This is a genomic window from Streptococcus cristatus (assembly GCF_963529205.1).
In the GTDB taxonomy this organism is placed as follows: Bacteria; Bacillota; Bacilli; order Lactobacillales; family Streptococcaceae; genus Streptococcus; species Streptococcus cristatus_O.
Window position 1 is genome coordinate 1 of the sequence record NZ_CAURYF010000026.1, and the last position, 24,488, is coordinate 24,488.

Here is a 24,488-nt window from a genome sequence, read left to right on the forward strand (position 1 = left end):
TACCAAGGATTGCTGCAAGGTGCTCTCGTTCTGTCCGTCTATGGCTATGCTATTGCTAATCCAGTTCATATCGGCGATGTAAAAGCGATCCATGCGGATGCCCTTACCATGGCCTTTGCAACTCTAGGCCTTATTCAGCTCTTCCATGCTTACAATGTGAAATCTGTTTACCAATCTATCTTTACAGTTGGACCGTTTAAGTCTAAGACTTTCAACTGGTCTATTCTGGTTTCTTTCATTCTATTGGTTTCAACCATTGTGATTGATCCACTGGAAAAGATTTTCCATGTGACTAAGTTAGATGTGACTCAATGGGCTGTTGTCCTGATCGGCAGTTTCTCTATGATTATCATTGTTGAAATTGTTAAGTTCATCCAACGTAAATTAGGTATGGACAAGAATGCTATTTAACAGCAAAAAGTCATCTGCGGATGGCTTTTTTGCGTAAATATGGCTTTGGTGGCGGTGATGGATATAACCAAAAACCAGCTCATTTTCGTGCATAAAAGCTGGGAAGTCTCGAAAAGATCCTAGCAACCCATGTCATTATATTACTTTTTTAACAATTCCGTAACAAGCTGCTCCCATTCTTGCCTATCCATTAAAAATTGTATAAAATGAAGGAGCTTCATTATCCGATTAGGCAAATGTCTGAAAATGTGTTATAATAAAACGATATATGAAAAGAGGTATTTATGGACATTTCAGAAATTCGTCAAAAGATTGACGCAAATCGTGAAAAATTAGCTTCTTTCAGGGGGTCTCTTTGACTTAGAGGGCTTGGAAGAAGAAATTGCCATCTTAGAAAATAAGATGACAGAGCCTGACTTTTGGGATGATAATATTGCAGCTCAAAAGACATCTCAGGAGCTCAATGAACTCAAGCAAACCTATGAGAATTTCCATCATATGACCGAGCTTTTTGATGAATCGGAAATCTTGCTTGATTTTTTGGCTGAGGACGACTCGGTTCAAGAAGAGTTGGAAGAAAAGCTGGACGAACTCGAGAAAATGATGACCAGCTATGAGATGACTCTCTTGCTGTCGGAGCCTTATGATAATAACAACGCCATTCTCGAAATTCACCCAGGTTCTGGTGGAACGGAAGCTCAGGATTGGGGCGATATGCTGCTGCGGATGTACACGCGCTTTGGCAATGCCAAGGGCTTCAAAGTAGAAGTCTTGGATTATCAGGCTGGTGATGAGGCGGGTATTAAGTCAGTGACCCTTTCCTTTGAAGGGCCGCATGCTTATGGTCTACTTAAGTCAGAAATGGGTGTTCACCGCTTGGTTCGGATTTCGCCATTTGATTCAGCGAAACGCCGTCATACTTCCTTTACTTCAGTAGAGGTTATGCCAGAGCTGGATGACACGATTGAAGTAGAAGTCCGTGATGATGACATCAAGATGGATACTTTCCGTTCAGGCGGAGCCGGCGGACAGAACGTCAATAAGGTATCAACTGGTGTGCGATTGACCCATATTCCGACAGGAATTGTCGTACAGTCTACCGTTGACCGGACCCAGTATGGCAACCGTGACCGAGCTATGAAAATGCTGCAGGCTAAGCTCTATCAGTTGGAGCAAGAGAAAAAAGCAGCAGAAGTCGACTCGCTCAAGGGAGATAAAAAAGAGATTTCTTGGGGCAGTCAGATTCGTTCCTATGTCTTTACTCCTTATACAATGGTCAAAGATCATCGAACTAGCTATGAAGTAGCTCAGGTGGATAAGGTCATGGACGGAGACTTAGATGGCTTTATTGATGCCTATTTAAAATGGAGACTCAACTAAAAACAGAGTGAAATCGCTAGATAAAAACTCTGATGAAAGGAATTGTACTAATTCATGTCAATGATTGAAATGAAAGACGTTGTTAAAAAGTATGACAACGGGACAACTGCTCTACGTGGTGTATCTATACATATCGAACCAGGTGAATTTGCCTATATTGTGGGTCCATCAGGAGCAGGTAAATCAACTTTTATTAGACTCCTCTATCGTGAAATTAAAATCGATAAAGGGAACCTTGCTGTAGCAGGTTTTAACTTGGGGAAAATCAAGAAACGGGATATTCCAATGCTGCGCCGTAGAGTTGGTGTGGTTTTCCAAGACTATAAACTACTTCCTAAAAAGACCGTTTATGAGAATATTGCCTATGCTATGGAAGTTATCGGTGAGCGTCGTAGAAATATCAAGAAGCGCGTCATGGAAGTTTTGGATCTGGTTGGCCTTAAGCACAAGGTTCGTTCCTTCCCGAATGAGTTGTCAGGGGGAGAACAGCAGCGGATTGCGATTGCGCGTGCCATTGTCAACAATCCTCAGGTCTTAATTGCTGACGAGCCGACCGGTAACTTGGACCCAGATAATTCGTGGGAAATCATGAATCTACTGGAGCGCATTAACCTGCAAGGAACTACAGTTCTGATGGCGACTCACAATAGTCAGATTGTAAATACCCTACGTCACCGCGTCATTGCTATCGAAAATGGTCGTGTGGTGCGTGATGAGGCGGAAGGAGAATACGGATACGATGATTAGAAGGTTTTTCCGTCATTTAATTGAATCGCTTAAGAGCCTTAAGCGGAATGGTTGGATGACAGTCGCAGCTGTGAGTTCAGTCACTATTACTCTCAGTTTAGTTGCTATCTTTGCCTCTGTTATTTTAAATACCGCAAAGCTAGCGTCTGATATTTCAAACAACGTTCGTATTGTTGTCTATATGCGCAAAGACATCGCTGACAACAGCACAACAATCGTTAAAGAAGGTCAGACAGTTAAAAATAATGATTACCACAAGATTTATGACGCCCTAACTTCAATGGATCATGTCTCAAAGGTTACTTACTCAAGTAAAGAAGAGCAGTACGAAAAGCTGACAGAGACGATGGGAAGTGAATGGAAGGTCTTTGAGGGGGATTCAAACCCACTTTATGACGCTTACATTGTCGATACGACAGAGCATAAATATGTAGATTCCGTTGCGGCAGAAGCCAAGAAGCTGGAAGGTGTTTCGGAAGTGCAGGATGGTGGAGCTAATACGAAAAAACTCTTTGCCTTATCTGATTTTATCCGAGTATGGGGACTGGTCGGGGCAGGCTTGCTCATCTTTATTGCAGTCTTCCTGATTTCCAATACTATTCGGATTACGATTATTTCACGGAGTCGTGAGATTCAGATTATGCGTTTGGTAGGGGCAAAAAATAGCTATATTCGCGGTCCCTTCCTCTTTGAGGGTGCTTGGATTGGCTTGCTAGGTTCAGTTTTACCAGTAGCCTTAGTTTATTTTGGTTATAATATGGCCTATCAAACCATGAATAAAAATCTTGTTGCGCAAAATCTTTCCATGATTGAGCCACACTTGTTTGTCCCTGCTATGATTGGGGCTGTATCAGTCTTGGGAATCTTTATCGGTTCACTTGGTTCATCCATCTCCATGAGACGCTTCTTGAAGATTTAATAAAAAAACAGCCGTGTAGGCTGTTCGGATTGAAAACAAACATCATTTGGTGTTTGTTTTTTTATTGCATTAAAAGTATAAATTATTGCTATCGCTTTGTTTTCGATAGGCCGAGGCTGATTATGATGAGGGTAAAAAAGAATGCAGACAAGAGGCCTTTTGTGGTACTGTTTAGAAAAGGCTTGTCAAAAACATAAAAAATATAAGCAGAAAAACCTAATCCAAGGAGAGTTATCATAGCTGAAATAGCCAGCAGAATTAACCAAATTTTTCTTTTATCCATCATGAAGACCATCCTTTCTTTTCTATGAACCAAGTATATCATATTAAGCAAAAAGCAACAAGACATGGAAGACAGGTTCTAGAGCAATTTCCTGACTTTTTCTAAAAGCTCCTCTTTTCATTCTTACATAGAAATAGTCATTTAGCAGCTAATTTAAAATGAGGCGGTCTTGTTATCTGCCTCATTATTAGTTTATTGGAAAAATGGATTGAAATTCTTTTCGTGGCCAATCGTTGTGTCATTTCCATGGCCGGGATAGACGCGATAGTCTTTGGGTAAGACAAATAACTCTTCGCGGATACCAGTAAGGAGCTGGTCCATGTTACCTGTTGGTAGATCTGTACGGCCGATGGTTTCACGGAAGAGGGCATCACCAGTCAGGACGACCTGATCTTCTGGGAAAATAATGGAAACTCCTCCGATAGAATGACCAGGTGTCTGCACAGCATAGAAATGAAAGTCGTCCAGTTGGTAGTCCTTGTGATAGTTGAAAAAATGTTCAGCAGGTCTGAGAATGACGTCTTCCAAATCTGAATGGCGGTCAAGACCGGATAGATTGTCTGTCGGAGTATAGAGCCAGCTTGCTTCGCTCTCAGCTACATAGACAGGCGGATTGGCAAAGTTATCTCGGACCTTATCCAGACTCATAATATGATCGTAATGCGTATGGGTCAGCAAAATAGCTGTGATAGGCTTAGCAATTTCTTCTAGCTTGCGTTGGATCTTCCGCCAGTCGCTGCCAGGGTCAACTACGATGACATGACGGTCATTTTCAAGGACATAAGTATTTTCAAAAGCGATGAGATTGACAATTTTGTGAACTTTCATTGGGCTTCCTTTGCATATGTTTTCTCAATAAAGAGTGTAACAAAAAAGCAGAAATTTTGCACAAAATTTATTTTGAGGCTCAGCTTATTTTCAGATGTTTCAGGCTGGCATTTGTGATATAATCATAGCAGTATGACACAATCGAACTATAAATATGCTGTCATCGACTTGGAGGCTACAAGTGCGAACAGCAATGCAAAAATTATTCAAATCGGCATTGTCATCATTGAAAACGGGGTGATTTGCCAAACGTATGAAACAGATGTGAATCCGTATGAGGATCTGGATGAGCATATTAAACAGCTGACAGGATTGGATGATCAGCGCTTGCGCCAAGCTCCGGATTTTTCACAGGTTGCCCGTGAAGTTTATGAACTGATTGAGGATGCGATTTTTGTCGCTCATAATGTCAAGTTTGATGCCAATTTATTGGCAGAAGCTCTCTTTTGGGAAGGCTTTGACCTATTGACTCCAAGAGTAGATACGGTGGAACTGGCTCAGGTTTTCTATCCGACTTTTGATAAATATGCCTTAGGAAATCTGTGCGAGCTTCTGGAGATTCCTCTGGAAAATGCTCATACCGCTTTGGCAGATGCTCAGGCAACAGCTCAGCTATTTCTAAAAATCCAGAAAAAGATGACTGGACTGCCAAAAGCTTTGCTAGAGAAAGTGCTGGAATTTTCCGATAGTCTCATCTATGAGTCACGGCTAGCTATAGAAGAGATTTTTCAGTCGATGCCAGACTATTCTGGTCAGGCTTTGCAGGAGACGCATGGTATCTTTTTGAAAAAGCCGAGAATCCTGCCGCCTGAGAAGAAACTTTCACAGGACTTTCTGACCAACCTTTATCTGCTGGGACTGGACGAGCGTCCCGACCAGCTGAGATTTGCGCAGTATGTGACTGAGGCGCTTAGTCAGACTGCGGCTAGCTTTTTGGAGGCTCAGACAGGGATTGGCAAGACTTTTGGCTATTTATTGCCCATTTTGGCTCATGGTCAGGAAAGGGTCTTGCTAACCGTTCCGACGAAGATTTTACAGGACCAGCTGATGCAAAAGGAAGGCCGACTCTTAGAGGAAGTCTTTCATATTTCTTTTCATAATCTCAAAAGTCCCGAAAATTATCTGAAACTAGATCATTTTTATCAAAGTCTATCGGTCTTGGATGATAATCGACTTGTTAATCGTTGCAAAATGCAGCTTTTGGTTTGGCTGACAGAGACCGAGACGGGTGATTTAAATGAAATCGGTCAAGCTTATCGTTTCGAGTCTTATTTTAGCCAGATACGCCATGATGGGAAATTAAGTAAGTATTCGCTCTTTTATCAAGAGGATTTTTGGCGACTGGGGCAGGTCAAGGCAGCTAGCAGTCGTGTCGTGATTACCAATCATGCTTATCTTTTGACGCGCCTTGAAGATGACCAGTCTTTGCTGGACAATCGGATGTTGGTAGTGGACGAGGCTCAGAAAATGTTTTTTGCCTTGGAAAGTTTTTCGCAGGCCAGTATCAATTTGACCAAGCAATTGCAAACTATCAGTCAAGCTCTACAGACAGAAAAACGGATTTTACAAGAAAGACTCTTGCAAAGCATCCAATTTGAACTGGCAGATGCTGCCGAAAAGCAGCGGGGTAAGACCAGTGAATTGGATTCACAGAAGATAGCCAAGTTACGTCAGGATGTGTCTGAGCTGGATGAAAACTTGCTGCCAGAGCTCAGGGAATTATTTTCAACCAAGTACCAATACTTCTGGCTAACGGAAGAACAATTTGCAGATCATCGTGTGGCAAGACTTCATGCTGGGCGCTCAGAACTGATGAGATTTAAGGATTTCCTGCCTGAGACAGTTAAGGTAATCTTAGTTTCTTCTACTTTGGAGATTAGTTCCAAGGTGAATTTGCCTCAATTACTAGGTTTTGAGGATTATCATTTTTATAAACTTCCTCAGCAAAAGAAGCCCCTACAGAAACTTTTTTTAGATCTAGATTTTCCAGATGTGGTGGATTTATCAACTCAGGAATACGCTGAGAGGATTGTCGCAAGCTTAGAGAGCTTGGCTCCACTGAATCTGCCGATGGTGGTTCTATTTACATCCAAGGATTTATTGCTGGCCACTTCAGACCAGCTGACCTTGCCACATTTGGCCCAGTATAAGAACGGCGAGCCAGCCAATATCAAGCGACGTTTTGATAAGGGAGAGGCACCCATCTTGCTAGGAGCAGGCAGTTTCTGGGAAGGAGCGGATTTTGCTCAGCAAGAGCAAATCATTCAGCTCATCACGCGGATTCCTTTTGATAATCCCAAAGATTTCTTTGTGCAAAAAATCAATCATCATCTGAAGGCAGAAGGCAAAAATCCTTTTTACGATTATCAGTTGCCGTCAGCTATTTTACGATTGAAGCAGGCCATGGGGCGAACCCGTCGCAATGAACACCAGAAGTCGGCTGTTATTCTTCTGGACAAGCGTATCTCAACCAAGCGCTACGGTCGGCAAATTCAGCAAAATCTAAATCAGTTGGCATCTTTAGAAATGCTTTCTCAGCGGGATATTGTAAAGGAATTAAAAGAGTTTTTCGACTAAAACTGCTTGAAAACAGTCAATTTTATCTGGCTGTTTTTCTAAATGATTGCAAATTTTCTCGGCACTGATGCCAAAAATCTGCTATAATGAAAAGAATAGAAAGAAGGTTATGACATGAAAAAGAATCTACCAGGAATTGCTCTATCATTTGCAATAGCAGCTATTGCCATTTATTTAGGGAATTGGTTTCCGCTGATTGGATCCAGTGTTTTTGCCATTGTTTTAGGAATTTTGCTTAGTAATTTATGGAAACTACCAGACTCCTTTCAGCCGGGCTTGACCTATTCAGGAAAGAAACTGCTTCAATATTCTATTATCTTTTTAGGCTTTTCCATGTCAATCGGCAAGGTCTCTGTAACGGGCTTATCCTCTCTGAAGATTAGTATTTTGACTATTTTGATCACTTTTTTGGCGGCTTATGCCGCTGGGAAATTCTTCAAAATGAGACGTGTTTTAACTATTTTGATTGGCTTTGGAACGGCTATCTGCGGTGGATCGGCTATTGCAGCAGCTTCGCCTATTTTAGAAGCAGAAGAAGAGGATATTGCTCTTTCCATTTCAACCATCTTCTTTTTCAATATTTTAGCTGTTTTCATCTTTCCTTTTCTGGGGCATCTCATGCAAATGTCCGATGCCTATTTTGGGACTTGGGCAGGGACGGCCATCAATGATACTTCGTCAGTCGTCGCGGCAGGTTATACTTACAGTCAAGCGGCGGGCGATTTGGCAACCATTGTCAAACTAAGCCGAGCGCTGATGATTGTACCCGCCTGTCTCATCTTTGCAGGCTATCGATATGTTCGAGATAAGCGGTCAGCTCAAAAAGTAGACTTGAAGAAGATTTTTCCTTGGTTTATTTTGTGGTTTGTCCTGGCTTCTGTAGTGAGCAGTTTGGGAATTTTTCCATCAAATCTAGTTCCTTACACAAAGCTGTTGTCCCAATGGCTGATGGCTATGGCCTTAGCCGGGATTGGAGCCAAGGTGTCATTCAAACAGTTCAAGGAAGCTGGAGCTGGACCATTATTAACCGGAGCTTTTGCTTGGTTCTGCGTCGCAGTTTCTAGCTTGATTATCCAATATTTTTTGTAAGAAAGGAAAATTATGCCTTCACAGCAAAGAGCATTTGAATCTCGGATTGATTACAGCTTGCTTTTACCTGTCTTGCTCTTACTATCAATCGGAGTTACAGCTATTTATATAGCGGTTAGTCATGATTATCCAAATAATGTCTTGCAGATTGTTGGTCAGCAAGTAGTTTGGATATTATTAGGCTTTCTGATTAGCTTTATCGTTATGTTTTTTAATACTAAATTTCTTTGGAAGATGACGCCTTTTCTGTATCTTTTAGGTTTGGGACTTATGATTCTTCCGCTTGTATTTTATAGTGAGAGCTTAGTGGCTTCTACAGGGGCGAAAAACTGGGTATCTATTCGTGGGGTTACCCTCTTTCAGCCATCTGAATTTATGAAAATTTCATATATTTTGATGCTGTCGCGAGTTGTAGTGAAGTTTCTGCAGCAAAATAAGAACTATGAGCGAACCATTGCTTTAGATCTCTTTTTGATTGTAAAATTAGCATTATATACCTTGCCAGTCTTGTTTCTTTTAGCCCTGCAGAGTGATTTGGGGACAGCTCTAGTATTTGCTGCGATATACTGCGGCATTGTTCTCTTATCTGGTGTTTCGTGGAAGATTATTCTACCAGTTTTCTTGACAGTATCCCTTCTTTTTACTGTCTTTATGTTGATCTTTATTTCAAATGGTGGCCGTGCTTTTCTCCATGGTTTAGGGATGCCGACTTATCAGATCAATCGGATCTCAGCCTGGCTCCATCCTTTTGAATATGCTCAGACAGTAACCTATCAGCAGGCACAGGGACAGATTGCTATAGGAAGTGGTGGTTTGCTAGGTCAAGGATTTAATGTCTCAAATCTTCTAGTACCTGTCCGTGAAAGTGATATGATTTTCACCGTGATTGCAGAGGATTTTGGTTTTCTTGGTTCGAGTTTGGTGATTGTTATTTATCTGTTTTTGATTCATCGTATGCTTCAGATTACTATTAAGTCCAACAATCAGTTCTACACCTATATCTCGACCGGTCTCATTATGATGCTGCTCTTTCATATTTTTGAAAATATTGGTGCTGTGACAGGGATTTTGCCTTTGACAGGGATTCCACTCCCCTTCATTTCCCAAGGGGGGTCCTCCATCGTTAGCAATCTCATCGGAATCGGTCTCCTACTGTCTGTCTCTTATCAAAATAGCCTAGAAGAGGAGAAGCATGCGGTGACTCCGCCTGTTCGTAAAAAAGTTGTCCTTAGAAAAATAAAATAAGAAATGGATACCTTGTATCCTAGAAAGGTGTTTTACATGAAAAAAGTAGCTCTTATGTTAGCCAATGGCTTTGAAGAAATTGAAGCCCTCACCGTTGTCGATGTCTTGCGTCGTGCAGGCTTTATCTGTGATATGATTGGTTTTGAGGAGTCTGTGACAGGCTCTCACCAGATTACTGTTAAAGCCGATCAAGTCTGGAATGGCAATCTATCTGCTTATGATATGGTCATTCTTCCAGGCGGTATGCCAGGATCAACAAATCTGCGAGATGATGACCGCCTAATGGAAGTTCTACAGGAATTTCAAGCAGAAGATAAATTTGTCGCAGCGATTTGTGCGGCTCCGATTGCCCTTGACCGCGTAGGTCTGCTGAATGGCAAGAACTTTACTTGCTACGATGGAGTGGAAGCAAACATTGAGAATGGTAGCTATCAGAAGCAGACCGTTGTCGTAGATGGAAAGTTGATCACCAGCCGTGGCCCATCCACAGCTCTGCCTTTCGCCTATGAGTTGGTTTGCCAGCTAGGAGGAGATGCGAATCAATTAGCAAGTTCTATGCTTTTTAAAGATGTTTTTGAGAAGTAAAAGATTCACCCGATTTTCGGGTGGATTTTTTCTGTCTAAGTTGGATGAAAAATCTATGAAATATGCTATTTCATCATAAATAAAAGCCCCTTTTTTTCAAAAAACATGGTATAATAAAGGGTATGAATTATCAAGATTACATCTGGGATTTAGGTGGGACTCTCTTGGATAATTATGAGACTTCTACCGCAGCTTTTGTCCATACCTTGCAGGACTTTGGTCTAACTGCGAGTCATGATGAAGTTTATAAGGCTCTCAAGGTTTCGACAGAGTATGCAGTCCGCCAGTTTGCCCCTAGAAACAAGGAATTTTTAAAGGCTTATAAGGCCAACGAGGCTAAGGCATTAGAGCATCCGATTTTATTTGACGGTGCATCAGAATTATTGGCGCAAATTATCCAGCAAGGTGGCAGAAACTTTTTGATTTCTCACCGAGATGATCAGGTGTTAGAGATTTTGCAGAAGACGCAGATTGGTCTTTATTTTACAGAAGTAGTGACGGCTATTAATGGTTTTAAACGTAAGCCAGATCCTGAGTCTATGCTGTATTTAAAAGACAAGTACCAGATTCAGTCTGGGCTGGTTATAGGAGATCGACCGATTGATATCGAAGCTGGTCAGGCGGCAGGATTTAGCTGCTATCTCTTTGATAATATGAGAAATCTTGAAGAATTTGTAGATATTGAACTAGAAAAGGAATAACATGACAGAAGAAAAGCAACAAGACATACAAGCGCAAGAATATGACGCCAGTCAGATTCAGGTCTTGGAGGGCTTAGAAGCCGTTCGGATGCGCCCTGGTATGTATATTGGTTCGACCTCCAAGGAAGGTCTGCACCACTTAGTATGGGAAATTGTTGACAACTCGATTGATGAGGCCTTGGCTGGCTTTGCCACTCATATTCAAGTCTTTATTGAAAAAGATAATTCGATTACAGTTGTTGACGATGGTCGAGGCATTCCCGTTGACATTCAGGAGAAAACAGGTCGCCCAGCTGTGGAAACTGTCTTTACTGTCCTTCACGCAGGAGGAAAATTCGGCGGTGGTGGCTACAAGGTCTCAGGAGGTCTGCACGGTGTAGGCTCTTCCGTTGTAAATGCCCTGTCTACTCAGCTAGATGTCCGCGTTTATAAAAACGGCCAGATTCATTACCAAGAATACCGTCGAGGTCATGTAGTCGCGGATCTAGAAGTCATCGGTGAGACAGATCGTACAGGTACGACAGTCCACTTTACACCAGATCCAGAGATTTTCACTGAAACAGTAGAATTTGACTTTGAAAAGCTCAATAAGCGGGTACAAGAACTGGCTTTCCTCAATCGTGGCCTCAGAATTTCCATCACCGATAAGCGAGACGGAATGGAGCAGGTCAAGGATTACCACTATGAGGGCGGGATTGCCAGCTATGTCCAATACATCAATGAAAACAAGGATGTCATCTTTGATACGCCGATTTACACTGACGGTGAAATGGACGACATTACGGTTGAAGTCGCCATGCAGTACACGACTGGCTATCATGAAACAGTCATGAGCTTTGCCAATAACATCCATACTCACGAGGGTGGAACGCATGAGCAAGGCTTCCGAACAGCCTTGACACGGGTCATCAATGACTATGCCAAGAAAAATAAGCTTCTCAAAGAAAATGAGGACAATCTGACTGGGGAAGATGTGCGTGAGGGACTGACAGCGGTCATCTCTGTCAAGCACCCAAACCCTCAGTTTGAAGGTCAGACCAAGACCAAGTTGGGCAATAGCGAAGTGGTTAAGATTACCAATCGCCTCTTCAGCGAAGCCTTCTCAGATTTCCTTTTGGAAAATCCTGCGGTGGCTCGAAAAATCGTTGAAAAAGGAATTTTGGCTTCTAAGGCACGAATCGCTGCTAAGCGAGCTCGGGAAGTAACTCGCAAGAAGTCTGGCTTGGAAATTTCCAATCTGCCAGGAAAATTGGCTGACTGTTCGTCCAACAACCCACAGGAAACAGAACTCTTCATCGTGGAGGGGGACTCAGCGGGTGGTTCAGCTAAGTCTGGGCGTAACCGTGAATTTCAGGCTATTTTGCCGATTCGCGGTAAAATTCTCAACGTTGAAAAAGCCAGTATGGATAAGATTCTGGCTAATGAAGAAATCCGCAGTCTCTTTACTGCTATGGGAACTGGTTTTGGGGCTGACTTTGATGTCAGCAAGGCTCGCTATCATAAATTAGTCATCATGACTGATGCGGATGTGGATGGAGCTCACATTCGGACTTTGCTCCTAACTTTGATTTACCGCTACATGAAGCCGGTTCTGGAAGCAGGCTATGTCTACATCGCCCAACCACCAATCTATGGTGTCAAGGTCGGCAGCGAGGTAAAAGAATACATCCAGCCAGGTGCTAACCAAGAAGAAGAACTGCAAGCTGCTCTTGAGCGCTATAGCGAAGGTCGCTCTAAGCCGACGATTCAGCGCTACAAAGGTTTGGGAGAAATGGATGACCATCAGTTGTGGGAAACGACCATGAACCCAGAACACCGTCTAATGGCGCGAGTTTCTGTCGATGACGCAGCAGAAGCTGATAAGATTTTTGATATGCTGATGGGAGATCGTGTAGAGCCTCGTCGTGATTTTATCGAAAAAAATGCAGTATATAGCACACTTGATGTCTAAAAAGTTAGAAAAAACAACCATTACAGATAAATTTGTGATATAATCAATGTGTTTGCTTTTTAGTAAAAGAATGAAGGAGTTTTATATGTCTAATGGACTGATTATTCTCATTATTGTAGTAGCGGCACTATTAATTTTAGGCTATTTTACTGCTATCTATATGAGAAAACGAAATGAAGCGAAGCTTCGAAGTTTGGAGGAGAAAAAAGAGGAACTTTACAATCTTCCCGTGAATGATGAAGTGGAAGAAGTTAAAAATTTACATTTGATTGGGCAAAGTCAAGTGACTTTCCGTGAGTGGAATCAAAAATGGGTAGACCTCTCTTTAAATTCATTTGCTGATATTGAGAACAATCTCTTTGAGGCAGAGGGCTACAATAATTCTTTCCGTTTCCTCAAAGCTAAGCATGCGATCGAAAATATTGAAAGTCAAATTGATTTAATCAGTGAGGATATTCATGCAATTCGTCAAGCTTTAGAAGATCTGAAAAAACAAGAATCTAAAAATAGCGGACGAGTTTTACACGCTCTGGATCTGTTTGAAAATTTGCAGTATACTGTAGCTAGCAATCCTGACGCTTATGGACGAGCTCTTGCAGAAATTCAGAAGCAAATGGAAAATATTGAGTCTGATTTCTCTCAATTTGTTACTCTCAATTCTTCAGGGGATCCTGTGGAAGCGGCAGATATCTTAGACAAAACAGAAGATCGTATCTTGGCACTGACACAGATCGTCGAAAAAGTTCCAGCAATTGTAGAAGACTTGACTGAGAAATTACCAGATCAATTAGAAGATTTGGAGTCTGGCTACCGTAAATTATTAGAAACCAATTATCATTTTATTGAGACTGACTTAGAGGCGCGTTTCCAACAACTTCGTGCTAGTTTGAAACGAAATGAAGAAAATATTGCGGCTTTGGAGTTAGATAATGCCTTGTATGAGAATGAACAAATTCAAGAGGAAATCGATGCTCTGTATGCCATCTTTACTCGAGAGATTGAGGCTCATAAAGTCGTTGAGAAGTTGGTGAACTACCTTCCTGACTACCTAGAACACACTAAAGAGAATAACCAACAGCTTCAAAGCGAAATGGAACGTTTATCACATTCCTTCTTGCTACCAGAACCTGAAATAAATCATATCAAGGATTTGAAATCTGAATTATCTGCTCAAGAAGCAGTGGTTCACTCTTCACTTGAAGATACAGCTGAAATGAAGAAACCTTTCTCATTAGTTAGAGAAGAGTTGGAAGCTATTCAAGACCGATTGAAAGAAATCGAAGATGAACAGATTGAACTTGGTGAGCAGCTAGAAAAGATCGAAAAAGACGATGTCAATGCCCGTCAAAAAGTTACGATTTACGCCAATAAATTGCATATGATTAAGCGATTTATGGAAAAACGTAATTTACCGGGTATTCCAGAGTCCTTCTTAACAATTTTCTTTGGAGCAAGCGACTATATTGAGGAGCTGGCTAGAGAGTTGGAAGCAACTCGTGTAAATATCGAATCTGTTAACCGCTGGTTAGAGATTTTGGCAAATACAATGAATGAATTGGAAGAAGAGACATATCGAATCGTTCGAAATTCTACCTTAACAGAGCAGTTGCTACAATACTCTAACCGTTATCGTTCATTTGATGACAATGTGCAGGCAGCCTTCAATGAATCCCTTCATGCTTTTGAAGTTGAATTTGATTACGCAAAATCTTTGGAAATCATTTCAAAAGCCTTGGATGTTGTTGAGCCTGGGGTTTCAGCTCGTTTCATCAACTCATATGAAAAAACACGCGAAAATATTCGCTTCTAAGAAAGTTCCTTCGGGAACTTTTTTTCTTTGCAATCTAGCTTGTCTTGTCACTGAAAATCCTGTATAATACAACAAATTACAGAAAATATGAGGTGAACAGATGAGTCGGGTCAAAGGCTTATTGGTGATGGATGTCGATAGCACGCTTATTATGGAAGAGGGCATTGATTTGCTGGGCGAGGAAGCTGGAGTTGGGCAGCAAGTGGCTGATATTACCGAGCGAGCCATGCGCGGGGAACTGGATTTCGAGGCTGCCTTACGGGAGAGGGTTTTTCTCTTGGAGGGGCTTCCAGAAACTATCTTTTCTCAAATAGCTGACAAGATTCATTTCACGCCTGGTGCTAAAAAATTAGTAGATGAGCTGCATGCGCGTGGCTACAAGATTGGCTTGGTTTCAGGTGGTTTTCATGAAACGGTGGATAGGCTGGCTGAGGAGCTAGGAATTGACTATGTAAAGGCCAATCGCTTGGAAAGTAAAAATGGTTTCCTGACCGGTCATGTTTTGGGAGATATTGTTACCAAAGATATTAAAGTTCAGATGCTGAAAGAATGGGCTCAAGAGAATAATTTGGAATTAAATCAAACCGTTGCTATGGGGGATGGCGCCAATGATTTGCCTATGATTCAAACAGCCGGCATTGGAATTGCTTTCAATGCTAAGCCAATTGTAAGAGAGCAAGCGCCCTATCAAATCAATGTTTATGACCTCTATCAAGTAATTGATATTTTGGATGCTAAGGAAAAATAGGAGGCATTATGCATATCTTGTTAGCACCAGATTCTTTTAAGGAGAGTTTGTCTGCCGTTCAGGTAGCAGAGGCCTTGAAAGAAGGCTTTTCCCAAGCCTTGCCAGAAGCGACTTTTGACTTACTGCCTATTGGAGATGGTGGCGAAGGGACTGTGGCTGCCTTGGTCTCTGCTATGAAGCTAAAAGAGTTTCGCCATTGGGTAACTGGACCTTTCGGCCAGCCAGTCGAAATGAAATATGCAAGACAAGACCAGCTCGCTCTCTTTGAAATGGCAGATTTAGTGGGACTGGCTTTAATTCCTAAGGAAAAACGCAATCCTTTAGACTTGGAAACTAGAGGTCTGGGGGAGCTGATTCTTCATTTGGCTGAAAATGGGGTCAGGAAGATTCTGGTCGGTGTTGGCGGCTCGGCAACTAATGATGGTGGAATCGGTATGGCAGCCGGTCTGGGCTATGAATTTTTTGATGAAAACAATAATCGACTGCGACCTATCGGTTCCTCTCTAGGGAGAGTTGCTCGAATTTCTGCAGAACGTGTTCCAACTTGTCTGAATGATATTGACATCGAGATTTTGACAGATGTGTCCAATCCTTTATGTGGGCAGCAGGGAGCGACTCAGGTCTTTGGACGGCAGAAAGGCCTGTCTGAATGGTTTCTTTCATCTGTCGATCAGGAAATGAGGAACTTCTATGAGCTGGTCAATCCGCAGATTTTCACCCAAGCTGGTGCTGGTGCAGGAGGAGGCATGGCAGCAGGGCTAGTCACATTTGCTAAGGGGAAAGTCGTGTCAGGAATTGATACCTGCCTGGATTTGCTGGATTTTGACCGCAGGGTTAAAGAAGCGGACTTGGTTGTTGTTGGTGAGGGCCGCATGGATAAGCAGTCCTTGGCCGGAAAGGCTCCGGTTGGGGTAGCAAGGAGGACGCCAAAAGAGATTTCCGTTCTTGCGATCTGTGGCAGTTTAGCTGATGATTTACCTCCATTTCCTAGGGAAAATATTCAGGCAGCTTTTTCAATTATCTCCCAAGTTGCGGATTTGGATACAACCTTAGCTCAGGCGAGGGAAAACTTGGTCCGTACTGCTCGCAATATTGGAAGCCTATTAGCTATCAAAAAGAGACTGGGACAAAAGTCCTAGTCTCTCAATTGTCTTTGGCTTGTCGAGCAAGACGCAGTGGTTGAGTGGGCTCTATTACGCTGATTTCATCAGCTTTTACAGCCCTACTCAACTGTGCGGAGGTGGGACGACGAAATCGAATTCTAACGAATTACCGATTTCTGTCCCACTCTCTTTTTCAGTAAATATTCGACTTCTTTGACGATTAAGCCGTTTGCAAATTCAAATAGATCGCAGGAAAGGTCTCCGTGGTCATTGACCAAAATTGTTAGAATCCGACTTTGCTCGGCATTGGTGTGATAGTATTGGCAACAAAACTGTGCGGAACTGTTCTGATAGGCCTCCTGTATCCTGTGGAGGTAGGCTTCTTTTCCCTGAATGATTTCAGGGGATTCTCCATGTAGCTCCCAGGCGACATGCTCGTCTAAAAAAGTCTGATAAATGTCCCAATTACGCTGATTTTCCGCCTCGAAAAAGGCAAATAATTTCTCTAAATCCGTCATTTATGAAACATTTTTTTCCAAAGGGAAGTTTTCTTGTGGGTAGATGGTTTATCTTCTGCTGGATGGAGGACGTCAGCAAATTGCTTGCTCAAGTCCTTTTCTTCAACGGTCACAGGACGATCACTATGGATCACCAAACCGAAAGGAGAGGATTGGCAAAAAGCGGAGACAATGGTGGCCTCACAGCCTAAGTCTTTGGCTGTTTTTAGGTAGAAAACTTGTTGGCTGGATATGACTTCAGGCGATATTTTGACTGTGACGGGCTGATAGTTTTCAGTGATCTTCTCAACTATTTCTTTAAAATGCTGCTTTAGAAGCGAGGAATTTGCATCTGAAATAGAGCAATAAGCAATCACCCGCTCTTCAAAAGTTTCCAGAAATTTACGCTGTTCATCAGGATTGAGCTTAGCATTCCCCTGAGATTTTTCCATGATAATGTTATTTAGATCTGTCATATTTCTAGTATATCATAAATAAAGGATTTCTTATTTTCAAACCATTAAGAAAAAGATAGGATGTAACCGATTGCATTTCAAAAATTGTGATTTTTCAAGCAAAGCTGCTGTTTTTCCTTGAAAAAAAAGCGCTTTTGAGGTATCATAGACTAGTAAATAATTTTAAACAATAAGGAGAGTCAAAATGTCAATTATTACTGATGTTTATGCTCGCGAAGTCCTCGACTCACGCGGTAACCCAACACTTGAAGTAGAAGTTTATACTGAATCAGGTGCTTTCGGACGTGGTATGGTTCCTTCAGGAGCTTCTACTGGTGAGCACGAAGCAGTTGAACTTCGTGATGGCGACAAATCTCGTTACGGTGGTCTTGGTACACAAAAAGCAGTTGACAACGTAAACAATGTTATCGCTGAAGCTATCATCGGTTACGATGTTCGTGACCAACAAGCTATCGACCGTGCAATGATCGCTCTTGACGGTACTCCTAACAAAGGTAAATTGGGTGCAAACGCAATCCTTGGTGTGTCTATCGCTGTAGCTCGTGCTGCTGCTGACTACCTTGAAATCCCACTTTACAGCTACCTTGGTGGATTCAACACTAAAGTTCTTCCAACTCCAATGATGAACATCATCAATGGTGGTTCTCACTCAGACGCTCCAATCGCTTTCCAAGAATTCATGATCGTACCTGCTGGTGCACCATCATTCAAAGAAGCTCTTCGTTGGGGTGCTGAAATCTTCCACGCTCTTAAGAAAATCCTTAAATCTCGTGGTTTGGAAACTGCCGTTGGTGACGAAGGTGGATTCGCTCCTCGTTTTGAAGGAACTGAAGATGGTGTAGAAACTATCATTGCTGCTATCGAAGCTGCTGGTTATGTTCCAGGTAAAGACGTATTTATCGGATTTGACTGTGCTTCATCAGAATTCTACGATAAAGAACGTAAAGTTTACGACTACACTAAATTCGAAGGTGAAGGAGCTGCTGTACGTACTGCTGCAGAACAAATCGACTACCTTGAAGAATTGGTAAACAAATATCCAATCATCACTATCGAAGATGGTATGGACGAAAACGACTGGGATGGTTGGAAAGCTCTTACTGAACGTCTTGGTGGTAAAGTTCAATTGGTTGGTGACGACTTCTTCGTAACAAACACTTCTTACCTTGAAAAAGGTATTGCAGAAGGTGCTGCTAACTCAATCCTTATCAAAGTTAACCAAATCGGTACTCTTACTGAAACTTTTGAAGCGATTGAAATGGCTAAAGAAGCTGGTTACACTGCAGTTGTATCACACCGTTCAGGTGAAACTGAAGATTCAACAATCGCTGACATCGCAGTTGCAACTAACGCAGGACAAATCAAGACTGGTTCACTTTCACGTACAGACCGTATTGCTAAATACAACCAATTGCTTCGTATCGAAGACCAACTTGGTGAAGTAGCTGAATACCGTGGATTGAAATCATTCTACAACTTGAAAAAATAATTCATTCTAATGGAATGTAGCAAATCCCTTGAGGCTAACTCAAGGGATTTTTAATAAATAAGGGGAGACTTTTGGGATGTTTTATTTCATTTTGTATATCCTAAGCAGAGAGTGGCCAGCTCTTACCGTTTTATTTATAGGCCTCTTTTTGGCTTATAAACGCAAATCATGCTCTCTGGCACTTTTGGCAGTTCTATTATTTCTTATAATTACCAGTATATTCTGGTATCCTCGGTTCAGCCCATGGTTTGCTTTTCCCTTTTTGTTTCTCGCTTTCTATTTATTGGTAAAAAGATATAGGTGGGTTCTTTATCCCGCTCTTGCTCTAGGAGTATTGTTAGTGGCATTTTCTCCTATTCTTGGGATATTTTTTACGGTTTATGTTCCGGTGAACCATTATGCCTATCTTGAGGAAAAAGGGCAGACAGTAGTGGTTCGGGAAGATTACTATGGAGCATTTTTTAGTGAAAGCGATATAGAAATCACGACCTATGTAAATGGTCAACTCCCTCTTGTCAATAAGATAGCTTATAAAAGAGTTCCTTTACATGATTTTAATAAGGACAAAGATGTCGATAAGGATGTTTTTCTTGCTCAACCCTTGACAAGGGAACGACTGGAAGAATTACATGATTTTATGAATCGGAAATGGACCAAATAAACCTTGATGAATCAAAATAGCTGTTGGATCAGACCTCCAACAGCTATTTTAAATAAGATTTTAGAAAATCGACTTAACTTTGTTGATGACATCGTTGAGCCCTTTTGAATTGGCTACTAAATCTTTTGCTTTATCTAAGTATTCGCCTAGCTCATCTTTGTGGTCTTCAACAAACTTCTTAGCTGCATCAAAATCTTTCTTTTCGATCAATTCTTTTACTTGGTTAAACAATTCTACTGGATTCATTTTGAATGCTCCGTTAATAATTTTCTTTTGATTATTGGAAGGTCACGCAGACAGCTTCTGGCACATAAAAATCATGAGAAATTTCTGTTAATCGGCCTGTTTCAGGATCGCGTTTGAAGACAGTTGCATTGTCCGAATCTTGGTGGGCAGCGATAAGGTAGTTTTGGTCAGGTGTAATATTGAAATCGCGTGGATTTTTGCCCTTTGTTGGCGTGATTTCAACGAGCTGTAGACTTCCATCAGCTAGAATTTGATAAACAGCTATTGAGTCATGACCGCGGTTAGAGCCATAGAGGAATTTTCCGTCGGCAGAGATGCGGATGGCTGCAGTGCCGTTAAAATCTTCAAATCCTTCTGGGAGAGTTGAGATGGTCTGTAGGTGTTCAAACTGACCAACACCATCATAAATCAATACTTCGATGGTAGAATTTAGTTCGCAGATAAGGTAAGCAATTTTATAGTGGTTATGAAAGACAATGTGACGTGCCCCGGCCCCAGCAGCACATGTGTAGGTGGCCAGTTTGTTTAGTTGTCCGTCTTCCGTCACATCGTAGGTAGTGACTTGATCTGTTCCGAGATCGCAGGTAACTAGATATTGATCGGGAGTCAAGTCAGCATAGTGGACATGGGCAGAGGCTTGATTGGCGTGGGGTCCTTGCCCGACGTGGGTGTCTGAATCAGCCAGTTTTAGACTGCCATCTTCTTGCTGCTTGTAGACCAGCACTTGCCCCTTGTGGTAGTTAGCTCCGTAGACAAGACCTCTTTCATTATCTACAGCAACATAGCAAAGCGGTGCGCCTTTTTCAACCACATGATTGAGCAGCTGTCTCTTTTGGTCATAGGCCGCAATCCCGCCTTGTCCGTCTTTTGCACCAACGGTGTACAGATGATCAGCTTGGTCAAAGGCTAGATAAGTGGGGCTTGGCTCTTCGGCTACTAATTCTAAGTTTGAGAGCCCTCCCTTTTCAGTATCAAACTCTGCTTTGTAAATTCCTTTGGAAACTCGTCGGGTGTATGTTCCAAAATAAACTGTTTGAGTCATGTTTCTACCTCATTTTTTTATATCAATCTATTATACCATAAAACGACTTAAGAAGCTGTTTGGATAGGAAAAGTCCTGTATCTATAGGAAAATCTCAAATTTTATCAAAAAATAGATAAAAAACAGATGGTGGGTAGGAAGGGGATAGACCACTTTGATAGAATGGAATTGTTCAAAAAAACAAATACGATCAGGAAAGCTCAAAATTCCTGTTTTCTAAAACAAAGGAGAAATCAAATGAACGTAAAAAAATTCGCTATGCTTGTAACTCTTATCGGAATGTCTGTCTTTTTCCTAGCTGCATGTGGTTCTAAGAATGCTGACAATAAAGAAATTAGCGATGGGAAAAAAGTAGATTTTAAGAAAGATGCTGTTGATCAAAAAACGAAAACAGTAGACGGCAAGGAAGTGACAGAGTACACCATGCCAGATGGAAATGTAATTCAAATCCCAGCGGATGGAGAAGAATTACCAACAGATGAATCTGAATCAACTGATAAATAAAAGTTAGAGCTTGTAGGTTGGAGGCAATATGTTTCAAAGAAAAAAAATGAATCGTAAAACCATTCTATTGGGAAGCACGGTCATTCTTGCTTGTGCTGGGCTGGGAGGCTATGTACTTCTTCATCAGGTTAATCAACAACAAGCCATGCAAATGGTTGATAATAAGATTGATTCTCTGACGGTCCAGGATGCTGTCAATAACAGTAAAAAAACAAGCCTGGTTTTATCTGGAGAAGTAGTTGCTAACAATAGTAGTAAGGTCAAGATTGACCCATCAAAAGGTGAAGTTAAGGAAGTATTCGTCAAAAATGGCGATACTGTTACACAAGGGCAGCCCCTCTTTTCCTATGTGACGTCTCAGGAATTGACAGCTCAGTCTGCTCAATATGATGCTCAAGCTAAGGCCAACGGCATTACGACTGCTCAAACCAGCGCATCAATCAAATGGGAAACTTATAACCGTAAGCTGGCTAGTCTCAATGCCCTTAGGAATAAATACAATTCTAGTAAGGATGAGTCTCTGTTGGATCAGATAAAATCTGCTGAAGACGAGCTGGCTCAAGCGCTAAGTGACGCTAAGACTGCTGACAATGAAGTAACGAATGCTCAGATTGAGGCTGAAAAGGCTCAGGTGACAGCCCAGACGGAATCAGACCGTATGAAATATGATACCGTGACGGCTGATACAGCAGGAACCATTACCTCTATGAACGAAGATCTTCCGACTCAGTCCAAGGCAAAAAAGGAAGAAGAAACCTTTATTGAAATCATGGACAAGTCCAAGACTTTGGTAAAAGGGACTGTCAGCGAATTTGACCGTGAGAAGCTGAGCGTGGGTCAGAGAGTAGATATTGTAGACCGCAAAGATCCTAAGAAGCGCTGGAGTGGCACCGTCACTCAGGTCGGCACCTTGACAACTGCAAATGCTGGAAATAGCAATGGTGGAAATAAACAACAGGAAAACCCCAACCAAGGCAAGTTCCCTTATACTGTCGAGCTGGATCAGGGTGGTGAAATGCCACTTGTAGGCTCCCATTCTTATGTCAATGTTGTAGAAAATGCTCCTGAAGCCGGCAAGGTTGTTGTCAATAAGGCCTATACTTTCAGTAAAAATGGTAAGACCTATGTCTGGAAGGTAGAGGGTAAAAAGGTGAAAATGAAGGAAGTTAAGACCAAGAAAGTTTCTGACCGTTTGGTAGAGATTACAGAAGGTCTGACTATGCAGGATACCATTTCGACGCCTAGAGAAGGCATGAAAGACGGGATGGAGGTAGGACAGAATGTTAAAGCTTAAGAACATCCACAAATCTTATCAACAGGGCAGTCAGGAATTTCCGATTTTGAAAGGAATTGATTTGCATGTGAAAGAGGGGGATTTTCTAGCGATTATGGGGCCGTCTGGATCAGGTAAGTCCACTTTGATGAACATTATCGGCTGTTTGGACAAGGCTAGCGCAGGTTCTTATCATATTGAAGGGACTGACGTCTCTGACTTATCCGACAACCAACTATCTGATTTGCGTAATCAGAAGATTGGCTTTGTTTTCCAAAATTTCAACCTCATGCCCAAGCTGACAGCCTGCCAAAATGTTGAACTACCTCTGACTTACATGAAAGTTCCTAAAAAAGAGAGACGCGAGCGTGCTTTGGAAATGCTGCGATTGGTCGGTCTGGAAGAAAGAAGTGACTTCAAGCCTATGGAGCTGTCCGGTGGTCAAAAGCAACGGGTAGCCATTGCGCGTGCCCTAGTGACCAATCCCAGCTTCATCTTGGGAGACGAGCCGACTGGGGCGCTGGATACCAAGACCAGTGTTCAGATTATGGAGCTGTTCAAGCAATTTAATGAACAAGGCAAGACCATTGTCATCATTACCCACGAGCCGGAAGTGGCTCAGCTTTGCAAGCAAACAGTTGTCTTGCGGGACGGTAATATAGAGACTAGGGTATTAGGATAGAAGGGGGCTATATGGAAGATATTTTTGTAGCTCTAAACTCAATCCTGTCCCACAAAATGCGCTCTATGCTGACCATGCTTGGGATTATCATCGGGATTGGCGCTATTATTGCTATCTTTTCCATCATTGAAGGAAATACAGAAAATACCAAGCGCCAGCTGATCGGTGGTACTAATAATACCATTAAGGTTGTCTACGACAAGAAGAGTTCGATTGACCCTTCTATTCCAGAGAAATCCCAAGCGCAGAAGCCTTCCTACATTCCCTTTATGGGAGAGGATGTCTTAGCTAAGATTAAGGAAATCCCTGGAGTTAAAAATGCTTTGATGACTTATGGTACGGACGAAAAGATTTACTATCTCAGTCAAAAGTCATCTGGCAAGGTTCAGGCGGTTTCCCAGTCGGTAGCTGACATCAAGCAGCAGCGGCTGTTGGAAGGGGAGGGCTTTGACTCAGAAGCCTTCAAAAATCAAGAGCAAGTAACCTACCTAGAAAAGTCTCTTTATGATACTCTCTTTCCTAAGGGGGATGGTATCGGTAAGTATGTAGAAGTCAAGGGCAATCCTTTTAAAGTTATCGGCGTCTTTGAGTCGACTGAGCAGAGTGGTTTAACCTCTGGTTCGGAAAAGGTGGCCTATATTCCTCTGCAACAATGGCATCGGATTTTCGATACCATCAATGTCAGTCCAGAAGTCACTGTCCAGACCCACAAAGCCGATGATTTGAAGAAGGTGGCCAAGAAGGTCAGTGATTATCTCAATCAGCAGATGCCTCAGTCAGACTATGTGTTTGGTGTGCTGAATCTGCAAGAATTTGAACGTCAATTGGATAACCTTAACCAGTCTAACTTTGTCTTGCTAGCGGGTATTGCCAGCATCTCCCTCTTAGTCGGAGGTATTGGGGTTATGAATATCATGCTGGTATCAGTGACAGAGCGGACGCGTGAAATCGGGATTAAAAAGGCTCTGGGAGCTCGACGAAAGATCATTCTCAAGCAATTCCTGATCGAAGCGGTCATCCTGACTCTGATGGGAGGAGTTATTGGTGTGGTAGCAGGTATCGCCTCTGGCTTTGCTATCACCCAGTCTTTGGCCTATCCATATATTTTATCTCTATTTTCGGTCTTTGTAAGTTTGCTCTTTTGTTGTATAATAGGAGTAGTATTTGGGCTCCTGCCGGCTGTGAAAGCATCCAAGCTGGATCCAATTGAAGCCCTGCGATTTGAATAAATAAAGGAGAAT

25 protein-coding genes are annotated in these 24,488 nt (G+C 42.1%); 19 read left to right on the plus strand and 6 right to left on the minus strand.

The window, feature by feature from the left end; translation table 11 throughout:
* The 4 genes from RWS39_RS06795 to ftsX form a co-directional block, all read left to right on the plus strand.
* Nucleotides 1-411, plus strand: a 411-nt coding sequence (locus RWS39_RS06795; RefSeq protein WP_314481791.1) for a cation-translocating P-type ATPase C-terminal domain-containing protein, incomplete at its 5' end; no start/stop codon positions are given.
* 284 nt (nucleotides 412-695) lie between these two features.
* Nucleotides 696-1,791 (plus strand): peptide chain release factor 2 gene (gene prfB, locus RWS39_RS06800; RefSeq protein ID WP_314481793.1). Its coding sequence is split into 2 segments (ribosomal slippage): nucleotides 696-767 and nucleotides 769-1,791, totalling 1,095 coding nucleotides; the frame shifts between segments, so codons are not numbered across the junction.
* Nucleotides 1,792-1,845: 54 nt separating this feature from the next.
* Complete coding sequence (ftsE, locus tag RWS39_RS06805; protein WP_005589698.1) at nucleotides 1,846-2,538, plus strand: cell division ATP-binding protein FtsE; 693 nt, start codon at nucleotides 1,846-1,848, stop codon at nucleotides 2,536-2,538.
* Nucleotides 2,531-3,457, plus strand: a complete 927-nt coding sequence (gene ftsX / locus RWS39_RS06810) for a permease-like cell division protein FtsX (protein WP_314481796.1) — start codon at nucleotides 2,531-2,533, stop codon at nucleotides 3,455-3,457. The genes ftsE and ftsX overlap by 8 nt, the downstream gene beginning before the upstream one ends.
* An 88-nt stretch (nucleotides 3,458-3,545) precedes the next feature.
* Here the strand turns inward: ftsX and RWS39_RS06815 are convergent, their stop codons facing one another.
* Together RWS39_RS06815 and RWS39_RS06820 are read right to left on the minus strand one after the other, a co-directional pair.
* Nucleotides 3,546-3,743 (minus strand): hypothetical protein, encoded by a 198-nt coding sequence (locus RWS39_RS06815; RefSeq protein ID WP_314481799.1) that lies wholly within the window; start codon nucleotides 3,741-3,743, stop codon nucleotides 3,546-3,548.
* Nucleotides 3,744-3,932: 189 nt separating this feature from the next.
* Nucleotides 3,933-4,568 carry an MBL fold metallo-hydrolase gene (locus tag RWS39_RS06820; RefSeq protein ID WP_314481802.1) on the minus strand — a complete coding sequence of 212 codons (636 nt, stop codon included), beginning with the start codon at nucleotides 4,566-4,568 and terminating at the stop codon, nucleotides 3,933-3,935.
* A gap of 132 nt (nucleotides 4,569-4,700) precedes the next feature.
* Here RWS39_RS06820 and RWS39_RS06825 point away from each other — a divergent pair, with 132 nt between their 5' ends.
* The 9 genes from RWS39_RS06825 (at nucleotide 4,701) to RWS39_RS06865 (ending at nucleotide 16,413) form a co-directional block, all read left to right on the plus strand.
* Nucleotides 4,701-7,145, plus strand: a complete 2,445-nt coding sequence (locus tag RWS39_RS06825) for a bifunctional DnaQ family exonuclease/ATP-dependent helicase (protein ID WP_314481804.1) — start codon at nucleotides 4,701-4,703, stop codon at nucleotides 7,143-7,145.
* Nucleotides 7,146-7,259: 114 nt separating this feature from the next.
* Nucleotides 7,260-8,234, plus strand: coding sequence for a YeiH family protein (locus tag RWS39_RS06830; RefSeq protein ID WP_314481806.1), 975 nt, complete (start codon nucleotides 7,260-7,262; stop codon nucleotides 8,232-8,234).
* A gap of 12 nt (nucleotides 8,235-8,246) precedes the next feature.
* Entirely contained in the window at nucleotides 8,247-9,479 is a 1,233-nt protein-coding gene (locus RWS39_RS06835) for an FtsW/RodA/SpoVE family cell cycle protein (protein ID WP_314481808.1), read from the plus strand.
* A gap of 36 nt (nucleotides 9,480-9,515) precedes the next feature.
* The gene (locus RWS39_RS06840) at nucleotides 9,516-10,064 is read left to right on the plus strand and encodes a DJ-1 family glyoxalase III (protein WP_314481810.1); all 549 of its coding nucleotides are present in this window, start codon (nucleotides 9,516-9,518) and stop codon (nucleotides 10,062-10,064) included.
* 122 nt (nucleotides 10,065-10,186) lie between these two features.
* On the plus strand, nucleotides 10,187-10,765 hold the full coding sequence (locus RWS39_RS06845; RefSeq protein WP_314481812.1) for an HAD-IA family hydrolase: 579 nt from the start codon (nucleotides 10,187-10,189) through the stop codon (nucleotides 10,763-10,765).
* 1 nt (nucleotide 10,766) lies between these two features.
* On the plus strand, nucleotides 10,767-12,716 hold the full coding sequence (gene gyrB / locus RWS39_RS06850) for a DNA topoisomerase (ATP-hydrolyzing) subunit B (RefSeq protein ID WP_314481813.1): 1,950 nt from the start codon (nucleotides 10,767-10,769) through the stop codon (nucleotides 12,714-12,716).
* 85 nt (nucleotides 12,717-12,801) lie between these two features.
* Complete coding sequence (gene ezrA / locus RWS39_RS06855) at nucleotides 12,802-14,526, plus strand: septation ring formation regulator EzrA (RefSeq protein WP_314481814.1); 1,725 nt, start codon at nucleotides 12,802-12,804, stop codon at nucleotides 14,524-14,526.
* 100 nt (nucleotides 14,527-14,626) lie between these two features.
* Nucleotides 14,627-15,274, plus strand: coding sequence for a phosphoserine phosphatase SerB (gene serB / locus RWS39_RS06860; RefSeq protein WP_314481816.1), 648 nt, complete (start codon nucleotides 14,627-14,629; stop codon nucleotides 15,272-15,274).
* An 8-nt stretch (nucleotides 15,275-15,282) separates the two neighbouring features.
* Nucleotides 15,283-16,413 (plus strand): glycerate kinase, encoded by a 1,131-nt coding sequence (locus RWS39_RS06865; RefSeq protein WP_314481817.1) that lies wholly within the window; start codon nucleotides 15,283-15,285, stop codon nucleotides 16,411-16,413.
* A gap of 122 nt (nucleotides 16,414-16,535) precedes the next feature.
* Here the strand turns inward: RWS39_RS06865 and RWS39_RS06870 are convergent, their stop codons facing one another.
* Both RWS39_RS06870 and RWS39_RS06875 read right to left on the minus strand, forming a co-directional pair.
* Nucleotides 16,536-16,895 (minus strand): nuclear transport factor 2 family protein, encoded by a 360-nt coding sequence (locus RWS39_RS06870; RefSeq protein WP_314481819.1) that lies wholly within the window; start codon nucleotides 16,893-16,895, stop codon nucleotides 16,536-16,538.
* Complete coding sequence (locus RWS39_RS06875) at nucleotides 16,892-17,350, minus strand: DUF1694 domain-containing protein (RefSeq protein WP_314481821.1); 459 nt, start codon at nucleotides 17,348-17,350, stop codon at nucleotides 16,892-16,894. Before RWS39_RS06875 ends, RWS39_RS06870 begins: the two co-directional genes overlap by 4 nt.
* A gap of 184 nt (nucleotides 17,351-17,534) precedes the next feature.
* Between RWS39_RS06875 and eno the strand changes: the two genes are divergently transcribed.
* Nucleotides 17,535-18,839, plus strand: a complete 1,305-nt coding sequence (gene eno / locus RWS39_RS06880; RefSeq protein ID WP_314481823.1) for a surface-displayed alpha-enolase — start codon at nucleotides 17,535-17,537, stop codon at nucleotides 18,837-18,839.
* A 76-nt stretch (nucleotides 18,840-18,915) separates the two neighbouring features.
* Nucleotides 18,916-19,500 (plus strand): hypothetical protein, encoded by a 585-nt coding sequence (locus RWS39_RS06885; protein ID WP_314481825.1) that lies wholly within the window; start codon nucleotides 18,916-18,918, stop codon nucleotides 19,498-19,500.
* 60 nt (nucleotides 19,501-19,560) lie between these two features.
* Here RWS39_RS06885 and RWS39_RS06890 read toward each other — a convergent pair whose 3' ends face one another.
* Nucleotides 19,561-19,746 (minus strand): hypothetical protein, encoded by a 186-nt coding sequence (locus RWS39_RS06890; RefSeq protein WP_005589722.1) that lies wholly within the window; start codon nucleotides 19,744-19,746, stop codon nucleotides 19,561-19,563.
* A gap of 31 nt (nucleotides 19,747-19,777) precedes the next feature.
* The gene (locus tag RWS39_RS06895) at nucleotides 19,778-20,788 is read right to left on the minus strand and encodes a lactonase family protein (protein ID WP_314481828.1); all 1,011 of its coding nucleotides are present in this window, start codon (nucleotides 20,786-20,788) and stop codon (nucleotides 19,778-19,780) included.
* Between the two features lie 237 nt (nucleotides 20,789-21,025).
* Here RWS39_RS06895 and RWS39_RS06900 point away from each other — a divergent pair, with 237 nt between their 5' ends.
* The 4 genes from RWS39_RS06900 to RWS39_RS06915 all read left to right on the plus strand — a co-directional run bounded on the left by RWS39_RS06900 (nucleotide 21,026) and on the right by RWS39_RS06915 (nucleotide 24,476).
* Nucleotides 21,026-21,292 (plus strand): hypothetical protein, encoded by a 267-nt coding sequence (locus RWS39_RS06900; RefSeq protein ID WP_005592220.1) that lies wholly within the window; start codon nucleotides 21,026-21,028, stop codon nucleotides 21,290-21,292.
* 28 nt (nucleotides 21,293-21,320) lie between these two features.
* Nucleotides 21,321-22,586, plus strand: a complete 1,266-nt coding sequence (locus tag RWS39_RS06905; protein WP_223367896.1) for an efflux RND transporter periplasmic adaptor subunit — start codon at nucleotides 21,321-21,323, stop codon at nucleotides 22,584-22,586.
* Nucleotides 22,573-23,247, plus strand: coding sequence for an ABC transporter ATP-binding protein (locus tag RWS39_RS06910; protein WP_314481830.1), 675 nt, complete (start codon nucleotides 22,573-22,575; stop codon nucleotides 23,245-23,247). The genes RWS39_RS06905 and RWS39_RS06910 overlap by 14 nt, the downstream gene beginning before the upstream one ends.
* Before the next feature lie 74 nt (nucleotides 23,248-23,321).
* Nucleotides 23,322-24,476: an ABC transporter permease gene (locus tag RWS39_RS06915; protein WP_390896048.1), complete on the plus strand. Its 1,155-nt coding sequence runs from the start codon at nucleotides 23,322-23,324 to the stop codon at nucleotides 24,474-24,476.
* Nucleotides 24,477-24,488: the final 12 nt, after the last annotated feature.